Source organism: Fusobacterium sp. (assembly GCF_030528405.1).
Classification (GTDB): domain Bacteria; phylum Fusobacteriota; class Fusobacteriia; order Fusobacteriales; family Fusobacteriaceae; genus Fusobacterium.
The window spans coordinates 1-11,471 of the sequence record NZ_JAUMYY010000047.1 but is presented as its reverse complement, the minus strand read 5'-3'; the positions used below and the strand labels follow the sequence as shown (position 1 = coordinate 11,471).

Sequence of the window (11,471 nt, the reverse complement as noted above, 5' to 3'; positions counted from 1 at the left end):
AAGATAAAAAGGGACTATTTCATGTTTAAAGAGAAATAGTCCCATTTTTTTTATTTTTCTGAGTATACAGAAACTTGTTTTTTAGTTTTTCCTAATCTTTCAAACTTTACATATCCATCGATTAATGCAAAAAGTGTGTGATCTTTTCCAACTCCCATATTATTACCAGCATGGAATTTTGTTCCTCTTTGTCTTACTATGATGTTTCCAGCCTTAACAACTTCCCCATCATATTTTTTAACTCCAAGATATTTAGGATTAGAATCTCTTCCGTTTTTAACAGAACCTTGTCCTTTTTTATGTGCAAATAATTGTATATTTACTAAAAATCTCATGTTATTTATCCTCCTTCTCTACAAGCTTAATATTTTTAGGATATTGTTTCGATAGGTCATTTATAAACAAAACCATTGTCTCTAAAGATAAATTTATTTTTTTAAAATTATTTTTATCCAAATTTCTTAAGTCAACCTCTAAAAAACCATCTTCATCTATAATAATTTTAGGTTCAATTTTTAAAATTTCTCGCATAGATAAAATTGGAAATTGTAAGGCTGTTGAAACTGCAGCACAGACTATATCACTACCTTGTTCTGAATAATCAGTATGACCTTTTGCTATATACCCAACAATATTATTATTTCTTCTAAAAATCTTTATTACTGTCATAATTAAGCGTTTATTGAAACAACTTTAACTTCAGTAAATAATTGTCTATGACCTTTTTTTCTGTGGCTAGCTTTTTTAGGCTTGTATTTGAAGTTAATAACTTTTGGACCTTTCCCTTGAGATAAAACCTCAACAACTACTTTTGCTCCTTCAACTAAAGGCGAACCAACTTTAACATTGTCGCTATTAGCTACTAAAAGAACTTCGTTAAGTTCAACAGTTGCATTAACTTCAGCATTTAATTTTTCTACTCTTAATACATCACCTTCTGTAACTTTATACTGTTTACCACCAGTCTTAATTACTGCGTACATATTACACCTCCATATTTCGCTAATATAAGGTTGCTGATTACCTTTATTATGCGTTAATCCTATTTAATATATCATAAAACATAATTATTGTCAATGAAAATCATTTATATTCCTTCCACCATTTTTTAAAATTATTTTTTTTATTTAAATATATAATTTCTCCAATGATTGGTGTTTCAAATTCCACATCTTTATTTTCTGTAAGTTTTTCTAGTCTTTCTAATGGTTCATACCATGGATGCTTACTTAATTTGAATTTACTATTATGAATAGGGAGAAATTTTTTATTGTTTAAATCATTCAATGCATACAAAATTTCCTCTGGTAATATATGAATATTTGACCATTCTTTATTATATTGTCCAGCTTCCATGGCAACGAAATCTATTTTTCCAAATTTATCTCCTATTTCTTTATAATGTGGACCATATCCACTATCACCATTTAGAAATAATTTATATTTATCAGTTTCTATTAAAAATGATGCCCATAATGTTTTATTTCTTACAAGGCCTCTCCCAGAAAAATGTCTACTTGGAAGAGTATGAATCTTTAAGTTTTGAATCTCTACTTTTTCCCACCAATCCATTTCATAGACCTTTTGCATATCTACATTCCAATATTCTAAATGTTCACCAACTCCCAATGGAACAATAATATTTTTAACTCTATTTTTGATATTTTTTATTGTTGGATAATTTATATGATCCCAGTGATCATGAGTTAATATTAATATATCAATTTCAGGTATATCAGAAGATCTGTATATATCTGAACCCTCAAAAGCTTTCATAATAAAGGGTATAGGAAATGCTCTTTCAAGAACGGGATCAATTAATATTCTTTTACCATCTAATTGAATATATAGTGATGAATGACCTAACCACACCATTAAATTTTCATTTATATCAAGATTTCTTAAATCAGTTTTTACACTTGGTAATTTTTTCTCAGGAATAGTATTTTCTACATTTTCTTTATCAAATAAAAATTCATACAGCCTTTTTATGACTCTTGTACTTATACCTTTTGCACTTTCTTTATTTGTATCAGTACCTAAAAGAATAGTTGGTAAAGGATACTCAAACTCATGTTTTTCTAAATTATAATTTTTTGATAATTTTATTTTTTCTAACCTTTCACCACTAGGTAATCTTCCAAAGGGCTTAGTTCGTAAGAAAATTTGAACAACTAATAGAGTTGTCAAAATAAAAAAACATAAGAATGTAGTTAATTTAATAACAAATTTAAAAATAGCTCTCATTTTTTTATGAAATATCTCCTCTCTTTTTATATTTTAATAGTATAACATATTAAATTGCTTTATTTAAATTTCTAATAAAAAAAGATTTAAATATATTATTATTGAGTCTTTTAAAAGCTTTGCTTTTGAGCTGCTGCAATAACAGAAATTAGTCAATAAAATAGATTTTTAATAATTTTTTAGAATATATAAAAAAGAAGAAATCTAAATTGATAAATTTCTTCTTTAGCTTTTATTTATTCAAAATAAGCAGTTGCAAAATTATGAAGTGTTACAGGGTGAACGTTTATTCCTTTAACATTTTTTTGAGCTCCTATAGTTATATTTCTGCTGAACAGTAAAACATTAGGAACATCATCCATTATTAATATCTCAGCTTTCTCATAAAGTTCTTTTCTCTTCTCAGGAACATTTTCTTCTCTTGCTGCTTCAAGTAATTTATCAACTTCTGGATTTGAATAGAAATCCTTATTTCCAGTTGCTCCTTTAGCAGATGAATGATATAGAGAATAAAGCCCATAGTCAGCATCACCAGTAACTACACCCCAAGCTCCTAAATACATCTCATGACTTCCTTTAGCAGTTAAATCTAGGAAAGTTCCTGACTCTAAAACTTCAATTTTTAAATTTATTCCAATATCTCTTAAATTTGATTGGATAATTTCTGCTGTTTGAGTATTTATTTCACCACCACGTAAAACTATAGTAGTTTCAAAACCATTTGGATAGCCAGCTTCTGTTAAAAGTTTCTTTGCTTTATCAACATTATACTCATAATTTTTAGTTTTATCTGTGCTCCCAAATACAGTGCTAACAACAGGAGCATTAGGAATAATTCCACTTCCATTGAGAACAGTATCTATAACAGATTGTTTATTTAAAGCATAAGCTATTGCTTTTCTCACCTTTGGATTATTAAAAGGTTTTTTTTCATTATTCATACCAAGAAAAACAGTAGATAAAGAAGGTTTAGATAATAATTCTAATTTTTCATTATTTTCTACAGCCTTTTCATTTAAAGCATAAAGAGCAAGTGCTACATCATATTCTCCAGTTTCAAGTCCAATAAGCCTACTGGATTCTTCAACTACGGGTTTAAAAATTATAGTTTTTGGACCTTTCTCATTTTTATCATAAAAATCTTCATTTTTTTCAAAAATTAATTTTTCTCCATGAGTCCATTCTTTAAATTTATAACTTCCAGTACCTATAGGATTATTTGCATAGTTTTCACCAGCTTCAACTACAAGCTTTTTATTTACTATTCCTAAAGCAGGATGTGCAAGATGAGCAAGTAAAGGACCAAATGGATTTTTTGTAACAATATTTATTGTATATTCATCAACAATATCAATTCTTTCAATAGGTGGAACTACAAAGGCAATTCTAGGGGAAGTCAGCATTCTTTCAAAAGAGAATTTGACATCCTCTGCACTTAAAATATCTCCATTATGGAATTTAACATTTTTTCTCAATTTAAATTGTGTAGTTTTTTCATCAATCTGTTTCCAACTTTCAGCTAGACCAGGATAAATTTTCATATCTCCGTCAGCTTCTACTAATCTTGAATAGATAAGTCTATTTGCTTGTAAGGAATAACCATCATTTCCCTGATGGGGGTCTAAAGTTTTAGATTCTCCGTCTCGAGCTACGATTAATTCTTCTTTAGTAATTTTTTGCTCCATATTCTTTTTATTACAAGCGATAAATAAGAAAATAACAGTTGATAGAACTATTAAGATTTTTTTTAACATAATTACCTCCATATACAAAGTATTTTTTATTAAACTTTTACGAATTATAGCATTCAAAAAAATTATATTCAATAAGATAGAAAAAGGTATAAAAAAATGGTTCTAGTTAATTAGATAAAAAGTTAAAGAAATCAAGAAAATTTTTAAAAAAATTGCTCATAGTAAAGAAGTTATATGTTATAATTAAATGAGGTGAGTTTATATGAAAGATAAATTTGAAAAATTAAAAGAAATTATAAAATCGAGTAAATATTTAGTTTTTTTTACTGGAGCTGGAGTTTCTACTGACAGTGGTTTAAAAAGTTTTAGAGGAAAAGACGGATTATATGCTTCACTTTATAGAAATAGATATCAACCAGAAGAAATTCTAAGCATAGATTTTTTTAATAAAAATAAAGATATTTTTATGGAATATATTGAAAAAGAGCTATCTATAAAGGATATTATGCCCAATAAAGGTCATAAGGCATTAGCTAAACTTGAAGAGTTAGGAATACTTAAAGCTGTTATAACTCAAAATATAGATAATCTTCATCAGGAAGCTGGAAATAAAAATGTAATAGAACTTCATGGGAGTTTAAAAAGATGGTATTGTATTTCCTGCACAAAAAAATTTACTTATAATTCAAGCTGTGATTGCGGCGGACTTGTGAGACCAGAGGTAACACTATATGGAGAAATGTTAGATAATAATGCAGTACAACAAGCTATATATCACATTGAAAATGCAGATACTCTAGTTATAGCTGGCACTAGTTTAACTGTTTATCCAGCAGCACATTATATAAGATATTTTAGAGGAAAAAATTTAATAATAATAAATAATGAAGCTACACAATATGACGAAATGGCAGGCTTAGTTCTCAATGAAAATTTTGCCAAAACAATGGATGAACTTGTGAAATCTTTATGAAAAGGTGTTTAAATATGAAAAGACTCATAATGCACTATGATCTTGATGCTTTTTATGCTTCTGTTGAAATAAATAAGAATCCAAAGCTTAAAAATAAACCATTAGTTGTTGGCGAAAATATAGTTACAACAGCTAGTTATGAAGCAAGAAAATATGGTATTCATTCAGCAATGAAAGTTTCTGATGCAAAAATTTTGTGTCCTAAACTAATAGTAATACCAGTTGATAAAAAGGAATATAAAAAAATTTCTAATCAGATTCACGAACTTATTTTTAAAATTACTAATAAGGTAGAATTTATAGCTCTTGATGAAGGATATATTGATCTTACAGGTATAGTTGCTGAGGATAAAAAAGAAAGCTTTGCTAAAAATTTTAGGAAAAGAATAAAAGATATTACCAATTTAACTTGTTCTGTTGGAATAGGTTTCAATAAACTTTCAGCAAAGATTGCAAGTGATATAAATAAACCATATGGGCAACATATATTCAATAGTGAAGAAGAATTTATAAATTATTTATCAGATAAAAAAATAAAAATTATTCCAGGTGTCGGAAAAAAATTTACAGAACTTTTAAACAGAAATAATATTTTTTTTGTTAGAGATCTATATAAATTCTCTTTAGATTTCTTAATAAAAAAGTATGGAAAATCCCGAGGTGAAAATTTATATTGCTCAATAAGAGGTATAGATTATAGTGAGGTAGAATTTCAAAGAGAGATACATTCTATAGGCAATGAAGAAACATTTTTAATTCCTTTGACAGGTAACTCAGATATAACAAGAGAATTGGAATATCTTTTTAAAAGTACTCACGATAGATTAGAAAAGAATAATGTTTATACAAAATCAATAACAATTAAAATAAGATATATAAATTTTGAAACAATAACTAGAAGTAAAAAATTAAGAACACCAACAAGAGATAAGGAATTTTTATATGAATTGGTTTTAGAATTGCTTAATAGCATTGAGCAAGATAGAGAGATAAGACTTATAGGTGTATATTTTGGTGATATAGAAAAGAACAATGTAATACAATTAAAATTAATCTAAAAGAGTTTGCTACACTTCAAATTAAAGTATAACAAACTCTTTTTGAATAGCTTTTAAATTTTATTTACCAACAAAGCCAGATACAAAAGTTTTTATAAACCATATAGTAGCAGGTTGATAGATAATATCAACTAAAAATGCTCCAACAATAGGAACTATCATCATAGCTTTTCTAGACATTCCATATTTTTCATTTAGTGCAGTCATATTGACAATAGCAGAAGGTGTAGCTCCAAGTCCATGACCACATAGTCCTGCACACATAACTGCAGCATCATAGTTAGAACCAAGAATCCTAAATACAATAAAGTAAGCTATTATTATCATAAAAATAACTTGAGCTGCAACTACAAGAAGAACTCCTCCTATTAATCCAGAAAGTTCCCAAAGCTTTAATGTCATAAGTGCTAGGGAAAGATACAAGCTAAGCATAACATTCCCTATTCCATCAACCAATGAAAAGTTAAAATTATACATATGTATTTTTTCATTAAAATTTCTTACAATTACAGCAACAAACATCGCTCCAACATAAGAAGGGAAATCCATTTTTATAAGTTTTCCTATAAGAGTAGAGATAAAACTTCCGACAGCCATACATATTAAAATGACTGCAACATTTTTTATTATATCAAGATCAGATAATTTTTCTTTTTTATCAGTATTTATTTCGTTTATAGACAGGTCAAAATTCTCTGTAGTGTCAGGTTTTAAATTATTTGTTTCTATTAATCTTCTTCCAAGTGGTCCACCTATTAAAACTGCTGTTATAAGTCCAAATGTAGCAGCAGCAGCTCCAACTAAAGGAGCACTTTCATAACCTATTTTTGCAAAGCTATTTCCATAAGCTAAAGCAGCACCATGTCCTCCTACCATAGATATTGCACTAGATAGTAATGCATAAGGGGCTTCAAGCTTTATGACTTTTGTTATAGTAATTCCTATTGTATTTTGTAGAATTGATATAATGCCACAAATCAGCCAGTATATTATCAAAAGCTTTCCACCTTTTTTTAGTAATGAAAAGCTAGCACCTAAACCTACAGTTGTGAAAAACGCAAGCATAAATGTAGATTGGAAAATGTTTTCAAAATTAAATTTAAAAATTTCTCTATTATGTCCTATCCAAGTTATAAACATAAAAAGAAAACCTCCAACAACTGGAGCTGGAATGCAATATTTGTTAAGTAGGTTAATTTTTTTCTTTATGGAATAACCAAGAATTAATAATATAGCAGCTAAAGCTAGAGTCATAGTTGAATTTAATTTTATATTCAACAAGCCATCAATTATTTCAAAATTCATAGTAAGCCTCCTCTTCACATTGTGAACTTATAGCCATATAGCTAAAAATACAAAGAAAAATAAATTAAAGCCAACCAAAACGAAATAAAATATCTAATTTTATTTCTAATAATAACATTTTTATAAAAAAATATCAATTAACATATTTTTTTGAGTTTCTTTGACAAAGTATAAATTTTATGCTAGAATAAATATTAGGTATGCCGAAGTGGTGAAATTGGTAGACGCACCAGACTCAAAATCTGGAGTTCTTCGGAACGTGCGGGTTCGAGTCCCGCCTTCGGCACCATTTCAAAATATAATAAAAAAATACTCTCTAAATATATTTTTAGAGAGTTTTTATTTTCTAATTTTTTATAACTTTGGCTTTTATATCATCTTGCTACCTAATATTTATACATTTATATTTAAATCTAACTATATATTTCTCTGCTAAAATATTAAAGGATAGTATATTAAATAATAAAATGGATAAAAAACTTTTAAAATTTTTCATAGCGATTCTCTTAAAGTTTTTAAAAGTATCTATAAATAATTTACCAAACAAAATCTTTATTTTCTACTATTTTTTCTCTCATCATTAAGCTATCAACAGCAAGTTTTGGATTTTTTTCTTCAAATAAAACAGCATATACTTCATTAATTATAGGCATTTCAACTTTATATTTATTAGCAAGTGACTTTGCAGCTTTTGCAGAATATACTCCTTCTACAACCATTTTTACCTCATTCATAGCTTCTTGCATAGAATATCCTTTTCCAATTAAAAAGCCAGCCTTTCTATTTCTACTATAAATACTTGCACAGGTTACTATTAGATCACCTATACCAGATAATCCATAAAATGATTGAGATTTTCCTCCCATCTTAATACCTAATCTTGATATTTCTACTATACCTCTAGTTATAAGAGCAGCTTTTGTATTATCGCCATAGCCAAGCCCATCAGCAATCCCAGCAGCAAGAGCTATGACATTTTTTAAAGCTCCCCCCAATTCAATTCCAATTATATCTGGTGAAGTATAAACTCTAAAAAAAGGATTCATAAAAACTAATTGAATAAACTTTGCAATTTCATAATTTTTAGCACCAACAACACAAGTAGTAGGAAGTTTTTTTGCTACTTCTTCTGCGTGGCTCGGACCAGACAGAACTACAACAGTTGAACTAGGTATCTCCTCTTCTATTTGCTCTATTAATGTCATATTAGTTTTTTCTTCTATGCCTTTAGCAACATTTACAATAATCTGTTCAGATTTATAAAATTTTTTAATATCTTTTGCTATTTTCCTAATATATATTGAAGGTACAGCAAAAATAATTATTTTTGAATTTTTTATAGCATTTTCTAAATTTTGTGTAAAGATTATATTTTTTGAAATTATAAGTTCAGGTAGATTTTTATGCCTGTATTCTTTTTTCAATGTTTCAATTTCATCATTAAGAGCAGACCATACATTAACTTTATGCCCATTATCATTAAGTAAAGATGCCAAAGCCAGCCCCCAAGTACCCGCTCCTAGTACGGTAATATTATGCATATATTATTCACCACCTTAATTTTTCTTATATTTTAACATTTTTTTTATTAAATTAATAGTTTTTAGAGTCTAAAAAAGGGCTATAGCAATTTAAAGATTTGTAGATGTTTTGGAATCACACCTAAATATTCAAAAGACTTTTTACTGAATCCTTGAGATATTTAGGTTGACGAGCAAAACTTTTTAAAATCTAATTTGCAAGAGCCCCTTTATCATATAAATTTTAATATTTAATTTAGAAATATTTTTTCAAAATCTTGTCATATTCACCATTAACTTTTAATTTATCAACAGCAGCATTTATTTTTTCAATCAAATCTTTATCAGTTTTTCTAACAGCTATAGCATAATCTTCTTCCTCAGCTGGAACATCAGCTATTACAAGTTCTTTAGAGTTTGCTATATATTTTTTTGCTGGCTCAGAGTCTAAAACTACTGCATCAATCTTTCCTTGATTAAGAGCCATTATTGCAGCATAGGCAGCATTAAATCTTTCCACTTTAGTTCCCTTTATTTCACTCACTACAGTATCGCCTGTAAATCCTAACATAACTCCAACTTTTTTTCCAGATAAATCATCAAAAGTTTTTAAAGTATTATCAGTTTTTTTAGTAATTATAACTTGTTTTGCAGTGAAATATGGTTTAGAGAATAAAACTGTTTTTTCTCTTTCAGGAGTTGCTGTCATACCTGCTATAACCAAATCAACTTTTTTAGTTTGTAGTGCAGGAAGTAAGCCATCAAAAGCCATATCTTTAATTTTAAACTCTATTCCAGTTTCTTTAGAGATTGCATTTAGTAAATCAATATCAAAACCTACAATTTCATTTTTTTCTAGATATTCAAATGGTGCAAACTCAGCATTAGTTCCAACTAAAACAACTTGTTTTGCAAAAACAGATATAGATACAAAAAGTCCCACAGTTAAAACAGAAAATAACTTTACTAATTTTTTCATAATTTTCCTCCTTATTTTATATAAAAATTACTTGTTAAGTACTTTATTTAAGAAATCTTTGACTCTTTCATTCTTAGGATTTTCAAAAAATTCTTTAGGTGAAGAATCTTCAACTATTTCACCTTTATCCATAAATAAAACTCTGTTTCCTACATTTTTTGCAAAGCCCATTTCATGAGTGACAATTATCATTGTCATTCCCTCCTTCGCAAGTTCTCTCATAACATCTAACACTTCTTTTATCATTTCTGGATCCAAAGCAGAAGTAGGTTCATCAAAAAGTATAACTTCAGGTTTCATAGCAAGAGCTCTAGCAATTGCAATTCTTTGTTTTTGCCCTCCTGATAACTGTGAAGGATAGGAATTGGCCTTATCAAGTAAACCAACTTTTTCTAAAAGATATTCTGCATATTTTTTTGCATTCTCCTCTAACTCTTGTTTCACTTTCATTGGAGATAATATTAAATTTTCTAAAACTGTTTTATGTGGAAATAAATTAAAATGTTGAAAAACCATTCCTACTCTTTCTCTTATTTTATTTATATCTGTATTCTTATCCATTAGATCCATATTATCAATAAATATATGACCAGATGTAGGTTCTTCCAATTTATTTATACATCTTAAAAAAGTTGATTTCCCACTTCCAGAAGGTCCAATGATAGATATAACTTCTCCCTTTGCTATTGTGGTTGAAATATTTCTTAGAACCTCTAATTTTCCAAAATTTTTATGGAGATTTTTTATGCTAATCACTTGTTTTTAACCCCCTTTCAATTTTTCTCATAAATGCAGTAAAAATACTAGTAAGAAGTAAATATATTAAACCAACAGCTAATAGAGGTTCAACTCCTCTATATGTCTGACTGGTAATTATATTTGCTGATCTCAATAAATCTATTCCACCTATAAACCCTATAATTGAAGTTTCTTTTAACAAAGTTATAAATTCACTGACAAGCGCTGGAAGAATATTTTTAATAGCTTGTGGTATTATAATTTCTTTCATTGCTTGAGAATAACTTAGTCCCAAAGCCCTTCCTGCTTCCATTTGCCCTTTATCTAACCCTTCAATTCCAGCTCTTATAATTTCAGCAACATAGGCACCAGAATTTAAACCAAAAGCTATTCCTCCTATCAATATAATAGGAGTATCTCTAAGTATGCCAACAAAAATTAAATTAGCAAGTATCATAAGTTGTACTACAACTGGTGTACCTCTTATAACATCGACATAGATATAAGAAATTTTAGATAGAGGATTAAATTTTTCAAAACCTTTTATATTTTTTAGTGGATACCATTGTGATAATTTCATAATTGCTAAAATTATTCCCAAAATAATCCCTAAAATAGCAGATAATAAAGTAATACCTATTGAAAAAAGTAAACCATTAATGATGTACATATATCTATCATCTGATAGAAATATATCTTTTAAGACTGCAAGATATTCCATTTTTTCCTCCAAATTTATAATAAATTTTTATTAGTAAAATTTTTGAAATTGTTTAGATTTCATTTGATGCTGTGAAACAGTATACATTTGGGTATCTAAGAAAAAATTTCGTTTTTTCAAAACTCATTTTTTCTAAGATAACCATAAAAAAAGCACAGATTACATTAGCTCTCTGTGCATATTTTTAATATAAAATAATATAAATATAAAAAATAAGTATATAAAAATATATAAAA

12 protein-coding genes and 1 tRNA gene are annotated in these 11,471 nt (G+C 27.8%); 3 read left to right on the top strand and 10 right to left on the bottom strand.

All coding sequences use genetic code 11. The features are described from left to right. Positions 1-50: 50 nt before the first annotated feature. From rpmA to Q4A58_RS07215, 5 genes are all read right to left on the bottom strand, one after another. The gene (gene rpmA, locus Q4A58_RS07235; protein ID WP_303117894.1) at positions 51-335 is read right to left on the bottom strand and encodes a 50S ribosomal protein L27; all 285 of its coding nucleotides are present in this window, start codon (positions 333-335) and stop codon (positions 51-53) included. A gap of 1 nt (position 336) precedes the next feature. Further along, a complete protein-coding gene (locus tag Q4A58_RS07230; RefSeq protein WP_303117892.1) occupies positions 337-669 on the bottom strand; it encodes a ribosomal-processing cysteine protease Prp in 333 nt (110 codons plus the stop codon). A 2-nt stretch (positions 670-671) separates the two neighbouring features. Next, the gene (gene rplU, locus Q4A58_RS07225) at positions 672-983 is read right to left on the bottom strand and encodes a 50S ribosomal protein L21 (protein ID WP_303117890.1); all 312 of its coding nucleotides are present in this window, start codon (positions 981-983) and stop codon (positions 672-674) included. A 100-nt stretch (positions 984-1,083) separates the two neighbouring features. Continuing rightward, complete coding sequence (locus Q4A58_RS07220) at positions 1,084-2,247, bottom strand: MBL fold metallo-hydrolase (RefSeq protein ID WP_303117889.1); 1,164 nt, start codon at positions 2,245-2,247, stop codon at positions 1,084-1,086. Positions 2,248-2,483: 236 nt separating this feature from the next. Beyond that, the gene (locus Q4A58_RS07215) at positions 2,484-4,001 is read right to left on the bottom strand and encodes an ABC transporter substrate-binding protein (RefSeq protein WP_303117887.1); all 1,518 of its coding nucleotides are present in this window, start codon (positions 3,999-4,001) and stop codon (positions 2,484-2,486) included. 202 nt (positions 4,002-4,203) lie between these two features. Here Q4A58_RS07215 and Q4A58_RS07210 point away from each other — a divergent pair, with 202 nt between their 5' ends. After that, complete coding sequence (locus Q4A58_RS07210) at positions 4,204-4,914, top strand: NAD-dependent protein deacylase (RefSeq protein WP_303117885.1); 711 nt, start codon at positions 4,204-4,206, stop codon at positions 4,912-4,914. A 14-nt stretch (positions 4,915-4,928) separates the two neighbouring features. Next, entirely contained in the window at positions 4,929-5,972 is a 1,044-nt protein-coding gene (dinB, locus tag Q4A58_RS07205; protein ID WP_303117883.1) for a DNA polymerase IV, read from the top strand. Between the two features lie 60 nt (positions 5,973-6,032). Here dinB and gltS read toward each other — a convergent pair whose 3' ends face one another. Then, a complete protein-coding gene (gene gltS / locus Q4A58_RS07200) occupies positions 6,033-7,277 on the bottom strand; it encodes a sodium/glutamate symporter (RefSeq protein WP_303117882.1) in 1,245 nt (414 codons plus the stop codon). A gap of 202 nt (positions 7,278-7,479) precedes the next feature. On the opposite strand from gltS, the gene Q4A58_RS07195 reads away from it, so the two are divergent. Further along, a tRNA-Leu gene (locus tag Q4A58_RS07195) sits at positions 7,480-7,566 on the top strand. Positions 7,567-7,813: 247 nt separating this feature from the next. Here Q4A58_RS07195 and Q4A58_RS07190 read toward each other — a convergent pair. The 4 genes from Q4A58_RS07190 to Q4A58_RS07175 form a co-directional block, all read right to left on the bottom strand. Next, positions 7,814-8,818, bottom strand: coding sequence for an NAD(P)H-dependent glycerol-3-phosphate dehydrogenase (locus Q4A58_RS07190; RefSeq protein ID WP_303117880.1), 1,005 nt, complete (start codon positions 8,816-8,818; stop codon positions 7,814-7,816). Between the two features lie 235 nt (positions 8,819-9,053). Beyond that, on the bottom strand, positions 9,054-9,776 hold the full coding sequence (locus Q4A58_RS07185) for a basic amino acid ABC transporter substrate-binding protein (protein WP_303117878.1): 723 nt from the start codon (positions 9,774-9,776) through the stop codon (positions 9,054-9,056). Positions 9,777-9,803: 27 nt separating this feature from the next. After that, positions 9,804-10,532 carry an amino acid ABC transporter ATP-binding protein gene (locus Q4A58_RS07180; protein WP_303117876.1) on the bottom strand — a complete coding sequence of 243 codons (729 nt, stop codon included), beginning with the start codon at positions 10,530-10,532 and terminating at the stop codon, positions 9,804-9,806. Continuing rightward, positions 10,525-11,235: an amino acid ABC transporter permease gene (locus Q4A58_RS07175; RefSeq protein WP_303117875.1), complete on the bottom strand. Its 711-nt coding sequence runs from the start codon at positions 11,233-11,235 to the stop codon at positions 10,525-10,527. The genes Q4A58_RS07180 and Q4A58_RS07175 overlap by 8 nt, the downstream gene beginning before the upstream one ends. Positions 11,236-11,471: the final 236 nt, after the last annotated feature.

Coding starts and splice junctions, on each gene's coding strand:
- Q4A58_RS07210 (WP_303117885.1), top strand. CDS start 4,204: ATGAAAGATAAATTTGAAAAATTAAAAGAAATTATAAAATCGAGTAAA.
- Q4A58_RS07185 (WP_303117878.1), bottom strand. CDS start 9,776: ATGAAAAAATTAGTAAAGTTATTTTCTGTTTTAACTGTGGGACTTTTT.
- gltS (WP_303117882.1), bottom strand. CDS start 7,277: ATGAATTTTGAAATAATTGATGGCTTGTTGAATATAAAATTAAATTCA.
- Q4A58_RS07230 (WP_303117892.1), bottom strand. CDS start 669: ATGACAGTAATAAAGATTTTTAGAAGAAATAATAATATTGTTGGGTAT.
- Q4A58_RS07190 (WP_303117880.1), bottom strand. CDS start 8,818: ATGCATAATATTACCGTACTAGGAGCGGGTACTTGGGGGCTGGCTTTG.
- rplU (WP_303117890.1), bottom strand. CDS start 983: ATGTACGCAGTAATTAAGACTGGTGGTAAACAGTATAAAGTTACAGAA.
- Q4A58_RS07175 (WP_303117875.1), bottom strand. CDS start 11,235: ATGGAATATCTTGCAGTCTTAAAAGATATATTTCTATCAGATGATAGA.
- Q4A58_RS07215 (WP_303117887.1), bottom strand. CDS start 4,001: ATGTTAAAAAAAATCTTAATAGTTCTATCAACTGTTATTTTCTTATTT.
- rpmA (WP_303117894.1), bottom strand. CDS start 335: ATGAGATTTTTAGTAAATATACAATTATTTGCACATAAAAAAGGACAA.
- Q4A58_RS07220 (WP_303117889.1), bottom strand. CDS start 2,247: ATGAGAGCTATTTTTAAATTTGTTATTAAATTAACTACATTCTTATGT.
- dinB (WP_303117883.1), top strand. CDS start 4,929: ATGAAAAGACTCATAATGCACTATGATCTTGATGCTTTTTATGCTTCT.